Genomic DNA, 17,683 nt, shown 5'->3' on the forward strand with positions numbered 1-17,683 from the left:
GGCGCAGGTCCGCGGCGTCTCCGGGGTCTGGAAGGACCTCACCGAGAGCGTCAACTTCATGGCCGACAACCTCACCACCCAGGTCCGCAACATCGCCCTGGTGGCCACCGCCGTCGCGGAGGGCGATCTCGGCAAGACGATCACCGTGGAGGCGAAGGGCGAGATCCTGGAGCTCAAGTCGACGATCAACACGATGGTGGACCAGCTCTCCGCCTTCGCCGACGAGGTCACCCGCGTCGCCCGCGAGGTCGGCACCGAAGGCAACCTCGGCGGCCAGGCGCAGGTCCGCGACGTATCCGGGGTCTGGAAGGACCTCACCGACAACGTCAACTCCATGGCACTCAACCTGACCAGCCAGGTCCGCAACATCGCCCAGGTGACCACGGCCGTGGCCAACGGCGACCTGTCGAAGAAGATCGACGTCGACGCCCGCGGCGAGATCCTGGAGCTGAAGGACACCGTCAACACCATGGTTCAGCAGCTGCGGGCGTTCGCCGACGAGGTGACCCGGGTGGCCCGCGAGGTCGGCACCGAGGGGCGCCTCGGCGGCCGTGCGCAGGTCCACGGCGTGTCGGGGGTGTGGAAGAACCTCACCGACAACGTCAACTCCATGGCCGACAACCTCACCTCCCAGGTCCGCAACATCGCCCAGGTGGCGACCGCGGTCGCCAAGGGCGACCTGTCGAAGAAGATCGACGTCGATGCCCGCGGCGAGATCCTGGAGCTCAAGACCACCATCAACACCATGGTCGACACCCTCTCCTCCTTCTCCTCCGAGGTGACCCGGGTGGCGCGTGAGGTGGGCAGCGAGGGGCAGCTGGGCGGCCAGGCCCGGGTCGAGGGCGTGTACGGGACCTGGAAGAAGCTGACCACCAGCGTCAATGAGCTGGCGCTGAATCTGACGACGCAGGTCCGCGCGATCGCCGAGGTCGCCAGCGCGGTCACCCAGGGCGATATGTCCGGCTCCATCTCGGTGGAGGCCCAGGGCGAGGTCGCCGCGCTGAAGAACAACATCAACCTCATGGTGGCCAACCTGCGCGAGACCACCCGCGCCAAGGACTGGCTGGAGTCCAACCTCACCCGTATCGCGGGCCTGATGCAGGGCCACCGTGACCTGGTCGAGGTCGCGGATCTGATCCTGCGCGAGCTGACGCCTCTGGTGAACGCGCAGTTCGGCGCGTTCTTCCTGGCCGAGGCGGGCGCCGAGCCGGGCGAAGGGCTGGAGCTCATCGCCGGTTACGGCACCGGGCAACCCGAGGGCCGCCGCTCGCTGCCCCGGCTCCGTATGGGCACGCCCGGGTGGGGGCTGATCACCCAGGCCGCCATCGAGAAGAAGCGCATCCTCGTCGACGCCGTCCCCGCGGACTACATCACCATCAGCTCCGGCCTCGGCGCCGCGGCTCCCGCCAGCATCGTCGTCCTCCCCATCCTCTTCGAGGACCAGGTGCTCGGCGTCATCGAACTGGCGTCGTTCAGCAGGTTCAGCGAGGTGCACCTCGCCTTCATCGACCAGTTCGTGAACACCATCGGCGTTTCCATCAACACCATCATCGCCAACTCCCGTACCGAATCCCTCCTTTCGGAATCCCAGCGGCTGACCGCCGAGCTGCGCCAGCGTTCCGACGAGCTCCAGCTCACCAACGCCGAGCTGGAGGAAAAGGCCGCCCTGCTCGCCACCTCGTCCCAGTACAAGTCCGAATTCCTGGCCAACATGTCGCACGAGCTGCGCACCCCCCTCAATTCCCTGCTCGTGCTCTCCCGCCTCCTGGCCGACAATCCCGACGGCCGGCTCTCCGCGCAGGAGGTGGAGTTCGCGGTCACCATCCACCGCGCCGGCTCCGACCTCCTCCAGCTCATCAACGACATCCTCGACCTGTCGAAGATCGAGGCGGGCCGGATGGACGTCCACCCCAAGGCCCTGCCGCTGAACAAGCTCGTCGACTACGTACGGGCGACCTTCCGCCCGCTCACCCTCGACCGCGGCCTGTCCTTCGACGTCAAGGTCGGCGAGAACGTGCCACGCGAGCTGTTCTCCGACGAGCAGCGCCTCCAGCAGATCCTGCGCAACCTCCTTTCCAACGCCGTGAAGTTCACCTCCACCGGCGGCGTCGAGCTCAGCATCGAGCGCGTCCCCTCCGAAGGCTTCGAGGAGGAGTCCCTGCGCACCGCCGATGTCGTCATCGCCCTCGCGGTCAAGGACACCGGCATCGGCATCCCGGCGGAAAAACTCGACGGCATCTTCGAGGCGTTCCAGCAGTCCGACGGCACCACCAACCGCAAGTACGGCGGCACCGGCCTCGGCCTCTCCATCAGCCGCGACATGGCTGCCCTGCTCGGCGGCCGGATCATCGCCGAGAGCGAGCCCGGCATCGGCTCGACCTTCACCCTCTTCGTCCCCGCCCGCTACACCGGCACCTCCTCCCCTCTCTCCTCGACCCCGGCCACCCTCCCCACTGCACGTGACAACGTCACTACCGTGCGTGAAGTTCCCGCCCCGACCAGGCTCGCCGCGGAGCAGCCGGCCGACACCGAACCCGACGCCGACACACCCGCCAAACCCCCGGCGGACGCCGCGGACGCCGCGGACGCCGGGGACGCCGCGGACGCCGGGGACGCCGGGGACGCCGGGGGCATCGACGTCAGGGATATCGGGGACGTCTTCGAAAAGCCCGAAGCCGCGGCCCGTACGGCACCCCGGACCGCATTTCGCCCCGACGGCTCGGACATCACCTGGCCGGAGACCACCCGGCTCCGGGAATGGCTGAGCGGCCGCCCCGGCCGGGTGCTGGCCAACCGCCGCATCCTCATCGTCGACGACGACATCCGTAACGTCTTCGCCCTCACGCATGTACTGGGCCGGGTCGGCATCAGCGTGAAGTACGCGGAGAACGGCCGCGAAGGCCTCGAGGTCCTGGACCGGACGCCCGACGTATCGCTGATCCTGATGGACATCATGATGCCTGAAATGGATGGCTATGAGATGATCAAGGCGATCCGTCACGCACCCCGCTTCGCGGACCTGCCGGTTATCGCGCTCACCGCCAAAGCCATGCCGGGCGACCGCGAAAAGGCGATCGAGAGCGGGGCCGACGACTACATCCCCAAGCCGGTCGATGTCGACCAGCTGCTGGCGGTGATCTGCCGCCTGCTGGATCCGCAGGACCGTACCGGAGCCGTACGAACGGAGCACGCCGAGGCCGTCGAGACAGTTGAGACGGCCGAGGCGGCCGAGGCGGTCGAGACGGCGGCCGAGGGAGACGACGCCCGCGAGACGCCGGCCGGTGGGGCCGACGCCGGGGACACGACGGGGGAGGCCACATGACCACCACACCCGACAGCACCGCCGGCATCCTCATCGTCGACGACATGGAGGAGAACCTGGTCGCCCTGGAGGCCGTCCTCAGCTCGCTCAGCAGGCATGTGGTGCGTGCGCGCTCGGGCGAGGAGGCGCTCAAGGCGATGCTGCGCGAGGAGTTCGCGGTCGTCCTCATCGACGTCATGATGCCGGGCATGAACGGCTTCGAGACCGCCGCCAACATCAAGGGTCTCGACCAGACCAAGGACGTCCCGGTCATCCTGCTGACCGGTGCCTCCGTGGATCCCAACTACGCCTACCGCGGCTACACGGTCGGCGCGGCCGACTTCCTCATCAAGCCCTTCGACCCATGGCTGCTGCGCACCAAGGTCAATGTCTTTCTGGAACTGCATCGCAAGAACCGCCAACTGGCCGCGCAGGCGGAGCAGTTGAAGCGTCTGCTGACATCGGAGGACGACATGTCGGGCGCGGCGGGCGCGGCGGGCGCGGCGGGCGCGACGGGCGCGAGGGGCACTACGGGCGGGGCGGACACCGCGGGCGGGGCGGGCGACGCCGTGCCCCCGGCCGGCGAGCGGCCCGCGGAGCCGTCGGAGTCCACCGAGGCCCTGACCCTCGCACAGCCCCCTGCCGCATCGGAGTCCACGGAACCCCCGCCGCCGACGGACACCGACCTCCCCCACGGACAGGACGCCCTCGCCACCACCGCCCCCGGCGAAGCCGCCCGCCTCGCCGAGATCGTCGGCCAGCTCACCGAGCTCGAGGTCCTGTTGCGCGACACGGGAGGCGCCCAGCCCACCGGCCTCGCCGACCGCATCGCGGAGCTGGAACAGTCCGTGGGCAGACTGCTGGTGAACCGGGGGACGTAGCGGACTCGGGGACCCCCTGACAGAATCGCCCCATGACTTTCAACAGAAAGGCCCATGCCGCGTAGGCGCCCCGGGCGAGTCCGTACGGAGCAGCGGCTCCGGCACCGTCACCTCACCTACCGGCCCGTTGTCGACGGGCTTTCCTCATCGGCATTGGCGCAGATCAGCAGGATCGAGCTGACCCGCAGCTACCTCTGGCCAGGCGTCACCGCGGATTCCGTACGGAAATGGCGGAATTTCGTCCGCAATCCCTACCACCGACTCTGGGTCGACGACGCGGGATGTGGTGTGTGGGAATGCTGCGGCAGCCCTCTGGAAGCGCGGGAATTCCTGGAAGCGGTAATACTCGGCATGTCCCGCCGCAGCGGCCGCGAACTGAGGCTCCTCATCACCGCACTTGACGACCTTTACTGAATGGCCGCAACGACCGCAACGAGCCACCGGTCAATTTGATTGCCCACCCCGCACGCGGGTAGAAGAACGGTTGGATGGGGCAGTGCGGTGCGTTCCCCGAAATTGCGGTTCGGGGAACGCACCGCATCTTTTTGTGACGCCGGTCAGCAGTCGCCGAGGCCCGCGAATCGCGCGGTGATCGCTACCGTCTCGGAGCGCCAGCCGCCATAGGCGGCAAGGGTCGTGCAGGGGCCATCGACGTGCCGGTCCCACTTGAAGTACACCCGGACCGTGTAGGAACAGTTGTTGGTGGCGCGGGTCGTGGTGGTGGCCCAGCTCGAGGTGCTCTTGAGCTTCACGCAGGAAGGTGCCTGGATCGCGGGGGAGGCGGAGGCCGCGCTCGCCGGCGCAACGGCCATCCCCCCGAATATGGCTCCGGACGCCACCAGAACAGCGGCGGAACGGGAAAGATTTCTCCGGTCAATGGTCATGATCGTCCCCTTGTTTTCGGGTTGGTCGGGCCCGAACTCGGGCTGCTCGGACCCAAGTTGAAACGGACGTTACTCAGGAAGAAGGTGAGGACGAAAGTATTCCGGCGAATATGTTCGATGAGCGGAATCGATGGCTCCATGACTCCCTGGAGAGGGGTTTTGCGGACGGATCACATCCATTTCCGCTCCGGCTGCCGCGCGGCGAATCCGATGTGGAACGATGCGTGCCCTGCGCACGGCCCGGACGGCGCGCTGCGGCGGTGACCCGTACAAGATTTTTTCTCTCACCGTGAACCGTTCGCCGCCGCCCATCCGATGAAGGGATGTGGCAGGTATGGACGAGCGGCACAGCAGCGACGCGGAGCTGCTGTGCGCGGTGGCGGACGGCGACAGCCGGGCCTTTGAGCTGTTCTACCGGCGCTACGAGCCGTGGTTGGTCGCCCGGCTCCAATACCGCTGCTCCGACGCCGCGGTGGTCGACGACGTCGTACAGGAAACCTTCCTCGCCATCTGGCGCGGCACCGCGCGCTACCGCGAACAGCCCGGCGCGGACGCCGCCGGCTGGCTGTGGCGCATCGGCACCCGCCGGCTCACCGATGCGCTGCGCGGTCACGGCACGCGGCAGCGGCTGCTGCAGGCCCTCGGCCGGTTCCGGTTCGCGGACCAGCCGTCCGCCGAGGACGAGGTGCTGGCGGGGCTGCCGCACGGCGAACTGGCCGAAGCGCTGGCCCGGCTGCCCGCCGAGCTCGGCGCCGTATTGCAGGCAACCGTCGTGGACGGGCTGACCACCGCCGAAGCCGCCGCGGTGCTCCGCATTCCGGCGGGCACGGTGAAGACCCGCGCCATGCGGGCCCGTCGACGGCTCCGTAAGGAACTCACATGAATGAAGGCAGCGGCGCGGCACGGACGCCGGACGGCCCGCACGTCGAGGACCGGGAGCTACGGGCCTACGCGCGCGGGGAGTTGGCGCAGCCCTGGCTGTCCCCCGCCGATGCGCACCTCGCGGACTGCGGGCACTGCCGCTCCCGGCTCGGCGGCCTCGGCGGGCGGGCGCGTACGGATGCGGGGTGGGCCCGGCTGCGCGCCACCATGGACGTGCCGCGGCCCGGCCCCGTCGAACGCGCGCTGCTGTGGTGCAAGGTCCCCGATCACACCGCCCGGCTGATCGCGGCCACTCCGGCCCTGCGCCGCTCCTGGCTGATCGGGGCGGCGGTGACCTTGCTGCTGACCGTGGCGGTGGCCTGGTGGGGGCACGCCGGCTCCGCACCGCTGCCGTTCTTCGTCCTGGCGCCGGCCCTGCCGGTCGTCGGGGTCGCCGCGTCGTTCGGGCCGCGTTCGGATCCGATGTACGAGATGACGCTGGTCGCCCCGATGCACGGGCTCCGGCTGCTGCTCATCCGCACGGCCGCGGTGGCCGGCACGACGGCCACCCTGGTGAGTGCGGCCGCCGTGGCGCTGCCCGGTCCCGCGCTCACGGCGCTCGGCTGGCTGCTGCCGTCCCTGGCCCTGACCCTGATCACACTGGCGCTGTCCGCACGGCTCGACCCCGCGGTGGCGGCGGGGGTGACCTGCGGCGGCTGGACGCTGGCCCTGGTGCTGACCTACGGGAACGGGGACAGCCCCTTGCTCTCCGGCACCGGGCAGTGGGCCGCGGCCGGGGCCTCCCTCGCCGCCGCCGCCGTCATCGCGCTGACCCGCGCCGGCTTCGACCGCGGCCTCCCGCCTCCGTAACGCCGGCCTCCGTAGCGCCCGCAGCCACGCCCGCCCCGCTCCCGCTCGCACTCACGGAACCCACTCGCACCCACGGAACCCGCTCGCCCCGAAGACCGCCCGGCCTTGACCACCGCAACAACAGGGGGACCGCTCCATGACCCGAACCGCCGTATCCGCCCAGGACCTCACCGTCGCCTACCGTTCCTTCCGCGCCCTGAACGGCATTTCGTTCACCCTGGAGCCGGGCGTCACCGGCCTCCTGGGCCCCAACGGCGCCGGCAAGACGACCCTGCTGCGCGCCCTGGCCACCGCCGCGCTGCCCGACGGCGGCGAGCTCACCGTCCTCGGCATGGACCCGCGCAGCCCCGAAGGCCGGCTCGGGATCCGGCGCCGGCTGGGCTATCTGCCGCAGGACCCGGGCTTCCATCCCCACTTCACGGCCTTTGAGTTCGTCGACTACGTGGCCATCCTCAAGGAGCTGAAGGACCGGACGGCCCGGCACCGCGAGGTCCTGAGGGTGCTCGATGCCGTCGGGCTGCCCGACCGCCGCGGCAAGAAGATCAAGCAGCTGTCGGGCGGCATGCGCCAGCGCGTGGCACTCGCCGCCGCGCTGGTCGGCGACCCCGAGCTGCTGATCCTCGACGAACCGACCGTCGGACTGGACCCCGAACAGCGCCTGCGCTTCCGGGAGTTGATCGCCGATCTCGGGGACGGCCGGACGGTCCTGCTCTCCACGCACCAGACCGAGGATGTCGCCGCGCTCTGCCGCCGGGTCATCGTCCTCGACAGCGGCACCGTCAAGTTCGACGGCGAACCGCCCGCGCTCGCCGCCGTCGCCGACGGCCGGGTGTGGAGCAGCGAGCAGCGCGACCCCCGCGCGCTGGCGGGCTGGCGCACCGGCGTCGGCACCGTACGCAACATCGGCTCCCCGCCGCCCGGCGTCCCCCTGCTCGAACCCACCCTGGAGGACGGCTACCTGCTGCTCCTCGACGCGACGGCCGCACGGGAGACAGCGGCATGAGCGAGACCACCGGCACGACCGGCACCACCCACACGACCGGCGCGTCCGGCTCCCCCGCGCCCGCCCCCCGTACCCGCCCTCGCGACCCCGCCGCCCGCCCGGCCGGCTCCCGCCCCGGCCCGGCCGCCGTCCTGCCCCTCGCCCGCGTTGAAGCGCTGCGCCTGCTCCGGCATCCCGCGCTGCTCGCCGCCCTCGCCGCCTACCTCGGCTTCTGGGCGTACGCGGCGGCCACCGGCGACGCGGCCAACCGCTATCCGGTCCTCCAGGACGAGTCCCGCTCTGTGCAGATCCCGCTGCTCCTGCTCGCGATCGGCACCCTGCTCGCCACGAACCTCGGCGTACTGCGCGGCCACCGGCACGGCGTCGAGCCGCTCTACGAGGTGCTCGGCCTCGGCCCGCGCGCCCGTACCGCGGCCCATCTCCTGGCCCTGCTCCCCGCGGTGGCACTCACCGCCGCGCTCGCCCTCGCCCGGATCGCCTATCTGGCGGCGAAGCCGGGCGCCGTGGGCACCCTCCAGTGGCTGGAGATCGCGACCGCTCCCGCCGCCGTGCTCCTGGCCGGAGCCCTGGGCGTCCTGCTCGCCCGGCTCACCACATCCCCCGCGGTGGCGCCGCTCGTCCTGGCCGGCCTGGCCGCGTTCACCTTTGTCGCGGCGGTGCAGAACACGGCCGCCTGGCGCTGGTTCGCGGTGGTCGCCATCGAGGACGAATTCGCCGCACCGCTGCCGTCGGACCTGGTGGGACGGCCCGCCGGGTGGCATCTGCTGTGGCTGCTCGCCCTCGCCGGACTCTGCGCGGCACTCGCACTGCTACGGCGCACCCCGCGCGATGCGCCGGCCGCCGCGCAGCCGGGCCCGGGGCCGCTGCGGCTGTGCGCCGCGGCCGCCGCGGCGCTCGCCGCCCTCGCGGGCACGCTGCAGGCACAGCCCGTCCCCGCGGACGTCGTCCAGGCGCGTGCCGAGGCCACCGGTCATCCGGCGGCCCAGCAGCTGTGCACCACCCTCCACACCACCCTCACGTACTGCGCGTTCCCCGAGTTCCAAGGCCGCGCCCGGGACTGGGACAAGGTCGTGCGGGGCGTCCTCGCCCGCACTCCCCGCCAGATCGCCGAAGCCCGCTACGCCGTCCGCCAGCGCATCTTCCGCGGCGGCACCGACTCCCACCGCAATGCGCCGCTCCCCCAGGCGGCCTGGGACGCCGACGACCTGCGGGCCGGCACACAGCGCGCCGTTCCGGTCGGTACGTGGTGGAGCGAGGGCGGCGCGGGGGGCGACGCGGCCGGCGATGCGGTGGCCGAGTTCTCCGCTCTGTTCGCCTATCGGGTGGTCACCGGTTCCGTACCGCACACCGCGACGACGGGGATGGTGTGCGGCTCGCGCGGGGTACTCGTTCTCTGGCTCGCGGGCCAGGCGACCGACGGCGGGTACCAGGCATTCCAGGACCTGGCGACCCGCTCCACCGGCGGCTTCAGCTTCCTCGTGCTGGAATCCGCCACGGGCATCAGCTTTGACACCCGGGAACAGGAACTGGCGATGGGGCTGCTGCAACGCCCCGCCGACGAGATCGGTGCCCGCGTGCAGGCCTCCTGGAAAGAGCTCGCCGACCCCCGCACCTCGACCGACCGGGCCGCGAAGCTGCTCGGGGTACCCACCCCGGCACAGGTGCCCGCGGCGGACCGGGCGTGCCGATGACGAGCCAGGGGCCGACGGCGGCTCCGAGTCCGGCACCAGGCCCGATCACGACATCGGGCCCCACGACGACACCGGGGGCGCGGCCGCTCCCCCTCAGCCTCCTCCCGCCGCTGCTGCGTGCGGCACGGACGACGCCCCTGCTGAGCGCGGCACTCGCGGCGGTCCTCCTGGTGGGTGTGCCCGCCGCCCTGTCCGCGCAGCTGCACCTCACCGACGGCGTGCTCCTGCTGCGCGTGGCCACGGTCCTGATCGTGCTCGGCGCGGCCTTCATGCTGGACGACCCGGCGGCCCGCACGACCGAGGTGGTCCCCACGCCCCGCCTGCTGCTGCACGCGCTGCGCAGCGCGGCCGCACTCGTCATCGCCGGCGCGGCCTGGACCGTGGTGCTCCTTCTCGGCCGGCACGCCGTCACCCCCGAGGAACGCGTCCTGCTGCCGCAATCCGGACTCGCCCTCGAAGCCGGGGCGCTGCTCCTCGTCGTCCTCGCCCTTGCCTCGGCGGGGCTGCGGGTCACGGCCGGCTCCGGCGGCGGCATGGTCGCCGCGCCGGGAGCGCTGCTGCTGATCCTGACCGCGATGCTGCTCCCGCTCCCCGACGGCTGGGAACTCTTCCCCCCGCCGCGGTCCCCGGCCTGGGGACCGTCCCGGCCCGTGTGGGCCGCGGTGGCCGCCGTGGCCGTGATCGTGGCCGGTCTCCTGCTCCGGGATCCGAAAGGACGGCGCCGCCGGGCCGCCCTCACTCCCTGACGGTGGCCGCTGCTGCCGGCATCTCCCGGCACGCGCGACAACGCCCCGGCTCCGGCGCCCGGAACGCCCGGTCGCAGCCGTCGCAGGTCTGGAGGGGGTGCGGACGCGCGGTCGTGGCCGCCGCTGGGGCGGGAGTTGGGAGGGGTGGTGGCAGGAGCGCGGTGAGGCGGTGGGCGACGAGGGCCGCTGGATGGTGCATCGGGTCGGGCAGGCTGGTGGTGAGGGCCCGGCGTACGGCATCCGGAGCGGCCCCACGCTCCAGCCAGGCGGCCACGGCCGGGGCGAGCCGGTCGATGTCCCGTACGGAGAGCAGCAGCCGGGGATCGTCACGGCGCAGGTTGGCGAGCAGGGCGGAGGCCGTGGCGTGGTGCTCGGGGGTGCGGGGCCGGGGGAGCGCCGCTGTGGGGCGTAAGGGGCGGGGTGCGGCGGGCGGGGCCGGTGGGGCGGCCTGGGCGGCCTGGGCCGGCGTACGGGCTGGGGCCGGTGGGGCTGCCTGGGCGGTCGGGGCCGGCGTACGGGGCGGAGCCGGTGGGGTCGACGGGGCTGCCTGGGGAGCCGGGGCCGACCGGGCCGCCGACTTGGCCTGCACGGCGGCATCCCGGGCCCGCCGGGCCCGCGTGGCCACCGGGTTGTTGTACGAGAACGTCACGGTCACGAACTTCCCGCCCTCGACGCGCTGCCGGACCCGCTCGAGATACCCGTACGTCTCCAACTCCCGTAGCGCGGAAGCGATCCGCACCCGCCCCTCATGGAACTTCCCGGCGAGCGTCTTGATGTCGACCGGCTCCCCCTCGGGCAGCGACTGGATGTGCGTCGCGATCCCGATCGCGGTCGCCGACAGCGCACTGTGCTGGGCCAGGTGATTGCCGATGACCGTGGATTCCGACTCCTGGAATTCGGTCACCTTGCGTACCCCGCCGGGGGATCGACGAACTGCGTACTGCGCGGACGTGGGCGCGTTAAGCTGCTTCTCAGCCATCCGGAAGGGTTCACTTCCTCGGTGGTCAGGCCCTCGATCGGGATGCCACTCCCGGCCGGGGGCCGTTGCATGTCTGGGGTTGTCGTTGCCGAGCCTGCACCGGCGACTTCGCCAAAAGCCAGCCCAGAGGCGCGGGATCACCCGAGCGAGTGACGGCGGCTGGGGTTTGGTGGGGTTGGGTGGGTTTTCCGTACCTGGTCATGGGCTTGGTTATGGGTTTGGTTACGGCCCGGGATACCGGCGCCCGGCTCACCGAAGTACCGTTTCCTGTCGATCGGTTGACGGCGCGTCAGTCGCCTTTTCCCGCACCTCGACGAAATGGGGCAGGCTCCAGATCGTGTCGAACTGCGGGACGTGACCGGCCGGTTCACCCGCGGGTGAGGGCCCGGTGCCGTTCGGCCGCGATCCGGTACACCACGATCGCCCGCAGCGGGCCCTCGGGGACGTCCGGGTCGTCGAAGTCGTCGGCGGGGTCGTGGGTCATGCCGAGGCGGCGCATCACCGCCTGGGAACGGAGGTTGGTGGCGGTCGTCACGGCGAGGATCTCCGGGAGGGCGAGGGTCTCGAAGCCGTAGGCCAGGGCGGCCGTGGCGGCCTCGGTGGCGTAACCGTGGCCCCAGGCCGGGCGGGCCAGGCGCCAGCCGGCCTCCACTCCCGTGAACGGCAGGCCCTCGTCCACCGGATCCAGCCCGGTGAACCCGATGAACTCGCCGGTCGCGAGGACCTCCACCGCCCACCAGCCCCAGCCCCGTTGCGCGAGATCGGACTGGAAGCGGGCCACCGATGCCTCGCTCTGCTCGCGCGTGAGCACAGCCGGGAAGTAGGCGCGGACCTCGGGATCGGCGTTCATCGCGGCCCAGGGGGCGAGATCGGACTCCCGCCAGTGGCGAAGCAGCAGACGGTCGGTTCGGAGTTCGCGTGTGGCCATCGGGCCAACGTAGCGGGCGGGTGATCGGGCGGCGACCACCGGCCACCGGCGAGAGCGCCGCCCCCGGCCCTACCCGATCATCGCCAGCTCCGGGTCCTCCCGGAGCTTGGCCAGGGCGCGGGACACGGCGCTCTTGACCGTGCCGACCGAGACCTCCATCACCTCGGCGGTCTGGACCTCGCTGAGGTCCTCGTAGTAGCGCAGGACGACCATGGCCCGCTGGCGCGGGGGCAGCCGCATCACCGCGCGCCACATGGCGTCCCGCAGCCCCTGGAGCTCGGCCGGGTCGGGGGCCGGGGTCGGGTCCGGCTCGGGGAGTTCCTCGCAGGAGAACTCCTCGACCTTGCGCTTGCGCCACTGGGAGGTGCGGGTGTTGATCAGCGCCCGGCGGACATAGCCGTCGAGGGCACGGTGGTCCTCGATCCGTTCCCAGGCCACATACGTCTTGGTGAGTGCGGTCTGGAGCAGGTCCTCGGCGTCGTTCGGGTTGGCGGACAGCGACCGCGCGGCGCGCAGCAGGACCGGCCCCCGGGCCCGTACATAGGACGAGAACGTCGGGAACACAGCGGCGGCCGAAGCGCCCTTGCACACTGGCGTGGTCATGTCTTCCACGCTAGAAGCGGGGCGGGGGGTGAGGGATCGGCCCAAGGTGCCGAAGGCCCATCCCCCTCAAGTTGTACGGGTGGTGCACACGGCACCTCCTTAGGGCGGACGGGCCGGCCATTACCCCTAGGGCCTGTCGTTTGGATCATGACCGGAGGGACGCCGGCGCCCCCGTCAGCCGTCCCCGCCCAGCACCAGTCCCGACGTCGGCACCCCGGTTCCCGCCGTCACCAGCACCCGCCCCGCATCCGGGACCTGATTGACGGAAGTGCCGCGCAGCTGCCGCACCGCCTCCGCGATGCCGTTCATGCCGTGCAGATACGCCTCGCCGAGCTGCCCGCCATGGGTGTTCAGCGGCAACGCCTCCGCGGCCACGAAACCGGCGCCCTCGCCGGGCCCGCAGAAGCCGAACTCCTCCAGCTGCATCAGCACGAACGGCGTGAAGTGGTCGTAAAGAATCGCCACGTCGATGTCGGCGGGAGCGAGGCCGGAGGTTGCCCACAACTGCCGTGCCACGACGTTCATTTCGGGAAGTCCGGCCAGGTCGTCGCGGTAGAAGCTGGTCATCTGCTCCTGGGCGCGGCCCGCGCCCTGCGCCGCGGCCGTGATCAGCGCCGGCGGATGACGAAGATCGCGGGCCCGCTCCGGAGACGTCACCACGATCGCCTGTCCCCCGTCCGTCTCCTGGCAGCAGTCCAGCAGCCGCAGCGGCTCGACGATCCACCGGGAGGCGGCGTGGTCGGCGAGGGTGATGGGCTTGCCATAGAAGTACGCGGCCGGATTGCGGGCCGCGTGGCGGCGGTCGGTGACGGCGACATGGCCGAAGGCGTCCGGTGTCAGGCTGTAGGTGTGCAGGTAGCGCTGGGCGGCCATCGCGACCCAGGAGGCGGGTGTGAGCAGCCCGTACGGGAGGTTCCAGCCGAGCGCCGTGCCCTCGGCGGACGGCTCGCGCTGCTGTACGCCGGAGCCGAAGCGGCGGCCGGAGCGCTCGTTGAAGGCGCGGTAGCAGACGACGACGTCGGCGATGCCGGCGGCGACGGCCAGGGCCGCCTGCTGGATGGTGGCGCAGGCCGCGCCGCCGCCGTAGTGGACACGGGAGAAGAAGGACAGCTCGCCGATGCCGGCCGCCTGGGCGACGGTGATCTCGGGGTTGGTGTCCATGGTGAAGGTGACCAGGCCGTCGACGTCGGCGGGGGTGAGCCCGGCGTCGTCCAGTGCGGCGTGGACGGCCTCGACGGCGAGCTTGAGTTCGCTGCGGCCGGAGTCCTTGGAGAACTCGGTGGCGCCGATGCCGGCGATGGCGGCCCGGCCGGAGAGGGAGTCGGGGCGGCGCAGGCTCATGCGGGACCCTCCGGAAGGCTGACGGTCACCGTGCCGGTGACGTGCTTGCCGAGGGCGTTGGCGCCGGTGACCCGCACCCGCGCGGTGTCCCCGTCGACCTCGGTGACCGTTCCCGTCAACGTCATCGTGTCGCCCGGATAGTTGGGGGCGCCCAGCCGTATCGCCACCTTGCGGAGCACCGCGGTGGGGCCGAAGTGATCGGTGATGTACCGGCCGACCAGGCCGTTGGTGGTGAGGATGTTCATGAAGATGTCGGGCGAGCCCTTCGCCTTGGCGAGCTCGGCGTCATGGTGCACATCCTGGTAGTCGCGGGAGGCGACGGCTCCGGCGACGATCAGGGTGCGGGTGATCGGGATCTCCAGGGGCGGCAGCTCGTCACCGGCTTTCATGCCCGGTCCTCCTCGGTTATCAAGGCACCCAGTTCTTCCAGGAGTTCGGCGCCGGAGCCGAGGTAGGCGTCGAGTTGCCGCCCCCAGAGGAAGTGCCGGTGTACGGGGTGGTCCACGTCGGCGCCGATGCCGCCGTGCAGATGCTGGCCCGCGTGCACCACGCGTTGGCCCGCTTCGGAGGCCCACCAGGCGGCGGTCAGCGCGTGCGCGGCGGCGTCCAGCCCCTCGTCACGGCGCCAGGCCGCCTCGTACGTGGTGACCCGGATCGCCTCGGTGTCCATGTACGCATCGGCGGCGCGCAGCTGTACGCCCTGGTTGGTGGAGAGGGGACGTCCGAACTGCTCGCGGGTGGTGGTGTGGGAGACCGCGCGCGCCAGGGAGCCCGCGCACACTCCGGCCTGCAGGGCGGCGAAGGCGGTACGGGCGGTGGCCAGGACATCGGCGTACGCGCCGTCCCCGCCCAGCCGCTCGCCGCGCGCCCCGTCCAGGCCGAGCCGGCCCGCCGACCACGGCGCGGTCGTCTCCACCGGCTGCCGCTGCACCCCGGCGTCATCGGTACGGACGAGCCACAGCGCCCGCCGGGCGTCCGCCACCAGGACATGGGTGGCCTCGCGCAGCCACGGCACCGCCCGGACCACGCCGGTCAGCCGGCCCGCCTCGGCCCGTACGCCGGGCTGCGCCACAAGCGCACCGGTCGCCACCTGGGTCCCCTCCCGCAGCCCCGGCAGCAGCCGCTCCCGTTGCTCGCCCGTGCCGTGCCGGGCGACGGCCAGCACCCCGTACGCGCAGCTCGCGGCGAACGGCACCTGCGCCGTGGTCCGGCCCTGTTCCTCCAGGACCAGCGCCAGCCCCAGCAGGCCGATGTCCTCGACGGCCGCCGTCAGGCCGGCCGCGCACAGGGCCTTCCACAGTTCGGCGTCGGCGGCCGTGCCCAGCGCGGCCAGGCGCTGCGGCGTCGACAGGTCGGCGAAGATCTCCGCCGCCAGCGCGCTCGCGGCCCGCTGTTCCTCGGTAGGCGTGAAGTCCATCAGCCGCCGCTCCCCACGAGCCCGTTGAACACCGGCACTTCCCACTCCTCGTCCACCCGCAGGAATTCCAGCCGTACGGGCATCCCGATGCGCACCTTGTCGTACGGCACGCCGACCACATTGCTGATGATCCGCACCCCTTCGGCGAGCTCCACCAGGGCCACCGCGTACGGGGGGTCGAAGGCCGGGAAGGGCGGATGGTGCATCACGACGTACGAGTAGACGGTGCCCTCGCCGCTCGCCTCGACGGTGTCCCACTCCGGGGAGGCGCAGGCGTTGCAGCCGGGCAGCCAGGGCAGCCGGAGCGTGCCGCAGCGCGTGCATCGCTGGATCAGCAGCCGGCGCTGTGCCACGCCGTCCCAGAACCCGGCGTTGTCCCGGTTGATGACGGGGCGGGGGCGGCGCGCCGCCGGCTTCCGGGCCGCCGCCGGTGCGTACTTGAGGATCCGGAACCGATGCGTCCCCACCGGTTCCGGGTCCCCGTCCACCCGGACATCCATCCGCGTCGTGACGAAGTACCCGGTCCCCAGCTTGGTCGTCTTACGCTCCGATACGGACTCGATGACCGCGTCGAAGGTGATGTGGTCCCCGGGGCGCAGCGGGCGCCGGTACTCCTGCTCGCAGTCGGTGGCGACGATCGAGGTGTATCCGGCGTCGTCGAGCAGCCCGGACAGCTCGCCGTACGCCCCGGAGCGGTCCGCGTTCCCCGAGAGTCCGCCCATCGTCCAGGCCTGGAGCATGGTCGGCGGGGCGATGGCGTCCGGGCCCCGGTAGGCGGGGTTCGTGTCGCCCATCGCCTCGCACCAGTGCCGGATCATCGGCTCGTTGACCGGGTCCTTGCCGCGGCCGGCGGCGGCGGTCGGCCGCCCCTCGAAGGCCTTCAGCCGCTCCTGGAGGCCGCTCACCGCCGCCCCCTGCGCATCCCCAGTCGCATCGTCGCCACGATCTCCCGCTGGACCTCGCTCACGCCGCCCCCAAAGGTGTTGATCTGCGCCGCACGGTTCATCCGCTCCAGCTCGCCGTCCCCGAAGGCGCCCGGCGATCCGGCCCGTAGGAGGGCGGCGTCGCCGACCACTTCCTGGCACATCCGGTAGACCTCGACGGTGCTCTCCGTCCCGGCGAATTTGACGCCGCTCGCGTCTCCGGGGCTCAGTGTTCCGGCGCCGACATCGCCGACCAGCCGCCAGTTCAGCAGCCGGGTGGCGGCCAGCCTGGCGTGAGCCTCGGCGAGCCGGGACCGTACCCAGGGCCGGTCCGCGGGACGCTCGCCGGTCTCCGGGCCGGGCGTACGGGCATATGCCAGCGCCGCGTCGAAGGCGTCCTCGGCCTGCATACCGATCGCCGCCAGCGCGACCCGCTCATGGTTGAGCTGATGGGTGATCAGCTGCCAGCCCGCGTTCTCCTCGCCGACGAGGTTGCCGGCCGGGACGCGTACGCCGTCGTAGTACGTGGCGGTGGTCATCAGGCCGCCGACCGTTTCGATCGGGGTCCAGGAGAAGCCGGACGCATCTGTCGGCACGAGAAGGAGGGAGATCCCCTTGTGCTTGGGGGCGTCGGGGTCGGTGCGGCAGGCGAGCCAGATCCAGTCGGCCTGGTGGGCGTTGCTGGTGAAGCTCTTGCCGCCGTTGATCAGCCAGTCCGGCCCCTCTCGCACGGCCCGGGTGCGGAGCGCGGCGAGGTCGGTGCCCGCCTCCGGTTCCGTATAGCCGATCGCGAAGACGATCTCGCCGGTGAGGATGCGCGGCAGGAAGAAGTCCTTCTGGTGCCGGGTGCCGTACTTCATCAGGGTCGGGCCGACGGTGTTGAGGGTGACCATCGATACGGGCGCGCCCGCGCGGTAGGCCTCGTCGAAGAAGACGAACTGCTCGTCGGCGCCGCGCCCCTGGCCGCCGTACGCGGTCGGCCAGCCCAGGCCCAGCATGCCGTCGGCTCCGATCCTGCGGAGCACCGCGCGCTGTCCGGCGGCGTCCTCGACCGGTCCGTCGGGCAGCACTTCCCGGAAGTAGGCGCGCAGTTCGGTGCGCAGCCGCTGCTGGCGCGCGGTGGGGGCGAGGTGCACGTCGGCGGCCTCCCCTTCTGGTGGCCGTACGCCGGCGCGCAGGGGTCCGGGCGTACGAAACGAGCGAGCGGGTTTCTGACTGTCCGTCAGAAACCCGCTCGCTGTCAAGGTCGGCGCAG

General features: G+C 71.8%; 17 protein-coding genes. 8 read left to right on the forward strand and 9 right to left on the reverse strand.

Going from position 1 to position 17,683, the window contains the following annotated elements; all coding sequences use genetic code 11:
• From ACZ4S3_RS12940 to ACZ4S3_RS12950, 3 genes are all read left to right on the forward strand, one after another.
• On the forward strand, nt 1–3,322 hold a 3,322-nt coding region (locus tag ACZ4S3_RS12940; RefSeq protein ID WP_467931725.1), incomplete at its 5' end, for a hybrid sensor histidine kinase/response regulator.
• Nucleotides 3,319–4,182, forward strand: a complete 864-nt coding sequence (locus ACZ4S3_RS12945) for a response regulator (protein WP_467931729.1) — start codon at nt 3,319–3,321, stop codon at nt 4,180–4,182. The genes ACZ4S3_RS12940 and ACZ4S3_RS12945, both read left to right, overlap by 4 nt.
• A gap of 54 nt (nt 4,183–4,236) precedes the next feature.
• Nucleotides 4,237–4,596, forward strand: coding sequence for a hypothetical protein (locus ACZ4S3_RS12950; protein ID WP_467931733.1), 360 nt, complete (start codon nt 4,237–4,239; stop codon nt 4,594–4,596).
• Nucleotides 4,597–4,739: 143 nt separating this feature from the next.
• Here ACZ4S3_RS12950 and ACZ4S3_RS12955 read toward each other — a convergent pair whose 3' ends face one another.
• A complete protein-coding gene (locus ACZ4S3_RS12955; protein ID WP_467931735.1) occupies nt 4,740–5,066 on the reverse strand; it encodes a hypothetical protein in 327 nt (108 codons plus the stop codon).
• Nucleotides 5,067–5,400: 334 nt separating this feature from the next.
• On the opposite strand from ACZ4S3_RS12955, the gene ACZ4S3_RS12960 reads away from it, so the two are divergent.
• The 5 genes from ACZ4S3_RS12960 (at nt 5,401) to ACZ4S3_RS12980 (ending at nt 10,237) form a co-directional block, all read left to right on the forward strand.
• On the forward strand, nt 5,401–5,949 hold the full coding sequence (locus ACZ4S3_RS12960; RefSeq protein ID WP_467931738.1) for an RNA polymerase sigma factor: 549 nt from the start codon (nt 5,401–5,403) through the stop codon (nt 5,947–5,949).
• A complete protein-coding gene (locus ACZ4S3_RS12965) occupies nt 5,946–6,797 on the forward strand; it encodes a zf-HC2 domain-containing protein (RefSeq protein ID WP_467931742.1) in 852 nt (283 codons plus the stop codon). Before ACZ4S3_RS12960 ends, ACZ4S3_RS12965 begins: the two co-directional genes overlap by 4 nt.
• 136 nt (nt 6,798–6,933) lie before the next feature.
• Nucleotides 6,934–7,800: an ATP-binding cassette domain-containing protein gene (locus tag ACZ4S3_RS12970; protein WP_467931746.1), complete on the forward strand. Its 867-nt coding sequence runs from the start codon at nt 6,934–6,936 to the stop codon at nt 7,798–7,800.
• Nucleotides 7,797–9,491 carry an ABC transporter permease gene (locus ACZ4S3_RS12975; RefSeq protein ID WP_467931751.1) on the forward strand — a complete coding sequence of 565 codons (1,695 nt, stop codon included), beginning with the start codon at nt 7,797–7,799 and terminating at the stop codon, nt 9,489–9,491. The genes ACZ4S3_RS12970 and ACZ4S3_RS12975 overlap by 4 nt, the downstream gene beginning before the upstream one ends.
• A complete protein-coding gene (locus tag ACZ4S3_RS12980; protein ID WP_467931756.1) occupies nt 9,488–10,237 on the forward strand; it encodes a hypothetical protein in 750 nt (249 codons plus the stop codon). The genes ACZ4S3_RS12975 and ACZ4S3_RS12980 overlap by 4 nt, the downstream gene beginning before the upstream one ends.
• Here the strand turns inward: ACZ4S3_RS12980 and ACZ4S3_RS12985 are convergent.
• The 8 genes from ACZ4S3_RS12985 to ACZ4S3_RS13020 all read right to left on the reverse strand — a co-directional run bounded on the left by ACZ4S3_RS12985 (nt 10,227) and on the right by ACZ4S3_RS13020 (nt 17,564).
• Complete coding sequence (locus tag ACZ4S3_RS12985; RefSeq protein WP_467931760.1) at nt 10,227–11,216, reverse strand: helix-turn-helix domain-containing protein; 990 nt, start codon at nt 11,214–11,216, stop codon at nt 10,227–10,229. The two genes, ACZ4S3_RS12980 and ACZ4S3_RS12985, sit on opposite strands and share 11 nt — an antisense overlap.
• Before the next feature lie 367 nt (nt 11,217–11,583).
• Nucleotides 11,584–12,144, reverse strand: coding sequence for a GNAT family N-acetyltransferase (locus tag ACZ4S3_RS12990; RefSeq protein ID WP_467931764.1), 561 nt, complete (start codon nt 12,142–12,144; stop codon nt 11,584–11,586).
• A 69-nt stretch (nt 12,145–12,213) separates the two neighbouring features.
• Nucleotides 12,214–12,747, reverse strand: coding sequence for a SigE family RNA polymerase sigma factor (locus ACZ4S3_RS12995; protein WP_467931768.1), 534 nt, complete (start codon nt 12,745–12,747; stop codon nt 12,214–12,216).
• 174 nt (nt 12,748–12,921) lie between these two features.
• Nucleotides 12,922–14,088: a lipid-transfer protein gene (locus ACZ4S3_RS13000; RefSeq protein ID WP_467931772.1), complete on the reverse strand. Its 1,167-nt coding sequence runs from the start codon at nt 14,086–14,088 to the stop codon at nt 12,922–12,924.
• On the reverse strand, nt 14,085–14,477 hold the full coding sequence (locus tag ACZ4S3_RS13005; RefSeq protein ID WP_467931776.1) for a MaoC family dehydratase: 393 nt from the start codon (nt 14,475–14,477) through the stop codon (nt 14,085–14,087). The genes ACZ4S3_RS13000 and ACZ4S3_RS13005 overlap by 4 nt, the downstream gene beginning before the upstream one ends.
• A complete protein-coding gene (locus tag ACZ4S3_RS13010; protein WP_467931780.1) occupies nt 14,474–15,505 on the reverse strand; it encodes an acyl-CoA dehydrogenase family protein in 1,032 nt (343 codons plus the stop codon). Before ACZ4S3_RS13010 ends, ACZ4S3_RS13005 begins: the two co-directional genes overlap by 4 nt.
• Entirely contained in the window at nt 15,505–16,410 is a 906-nt protein-coding gene (locus tag ACZ4S3_RS13015; RefSeq protein ID WP_467931781.1) for a bifunctional MaoC family dehydratase N-terminal/OB-fold nucleic acid binding domain-containing protein, read from the reverse strand. The genes ACZ4S3_RS13010 and ACZ4S3_RS13015 overlap by 1 nt, the downstream gene beginning before the upstream one ends.
• Nucleotides 16,407–17,564: an acyl-CoA dehydrogenase family protein gene (locus tag ACZ4S3_RS13020; protein WP_467931782.1), complete on the reverse strand. Its 1,158-nt coding sequence runs from the start codon at nt 17,562–17,564 to the stop codon at nt 16,407–16,409. Before ACZ4S3_RS13020 ends, ACZ4S3_RS13015 begins: the two co-directional genes overlap by 4 nt.
• Nucleotides 17,565–17,683: the final 119 nt, after the last annotated feature.

It is taken from the genome of Streptomyces sp. NPDC028368, from assembly GCF_055565615.1.

Coding starts and splice junctions, on each gene's coding strand:
- ACZ4S3_RS12945 (WP_467931729.1), top strand. CDS start 3,319: ATGACCACCACACCCGACAGCACCGCCGGCATCCTCATCGTCGACGAC.
- ACZ4S3_RS12950 (WP_467931733.1), top strand. CDS start 4,237: ATGCCGCGTAGGCGCCCCGGGCGAGTCCGTACGGAGCAGCGGCTCCGG.
- ACZ4S3_RS12955 (WP_467931735.1), bottom strand. CDS start 5,066: ATGACCATTGACCGGAGAAATCTTTCCCGTTCCGCCGCTGTTCTGGTG.
- ACZ4S3_RS12960 (WP_467931738.1), top strand. CDS start 5,401: ATGGACGAGCGGCACAGCAGCGACGCGGAGCTGCTGTGCGCGGTGGCG.
- ACZ4S3_RS12965 (WP_467931742.1), top strand. CDS start 5,946: ATGAATGAAGGCAGCGGCGCGGCACGGACGCCGGACGGCCCGCACGTC.
- ACZ4S3_RS12970 (WP_467931746.1), top strand. CDS start 6,934: ATGACCCGAACCGCCGTATCCGCCCAGGACCTCACCGTCGCCTACCGT.
- ACZ4S3_RS12975 (WP_467931751.1), top strand. CDS start 7,797: ATGAGCGAGACCACCGGCACGACCGGCACCACCCACACGACCGGCGCG.
- ACZ4S3_RS12980 (WP_467931756.1), top strand. CDS start 9,488: ATGACGAGCCAGGGGCCGACGGCGGCTCCGAGTCCGGCACCAGGCCCG.
- ACZ4S3_RS12985 (WP_467931760.1), bottom strand. CDS start 11,216: ATGGCTGAGAAGCAGCTTAACGCGCCCACGTCCGCGCAGTACGCAGTT.
- ACZ4S3_RS12990 (WP_467931764.1), bottom strand. CDS start 12,144: ATGGCCACACGCGAACTCCGAACCGACCGTCTGCTGCTTCGCCACTGG.
- ACZ4S3_RS12995 (WP_467931768.1), bottom strand. CDS start 12,747: ATGACCACGCCAGTGTGCAAGGGCGCTTCGGCCGCCGCTGTGTTCCCG.
- ACZ4S3_RS13000 (WP_467931772.1), bottom strand. CDS start 14,088: ATGAGCCTGCGCCGCCCCGACTCCCTCTCCGGCCGGGCCGCCATCGCC.
- ACZ4S3_RS13005 (WP_467931776.1), bottom strand. CDS start 14,477: ATGAAAGCCGGTGACGAGCTGCCGCCCCTGGAGATCCCGATCACCCGC.
- ACZ4S3_RS13010 (WP_467931780.1), bottom strand. CDS start 15,505: ATGGACTTCACGCCTACCGAGGAACAGCGGGCCGCGAGCGCGCTGGCG.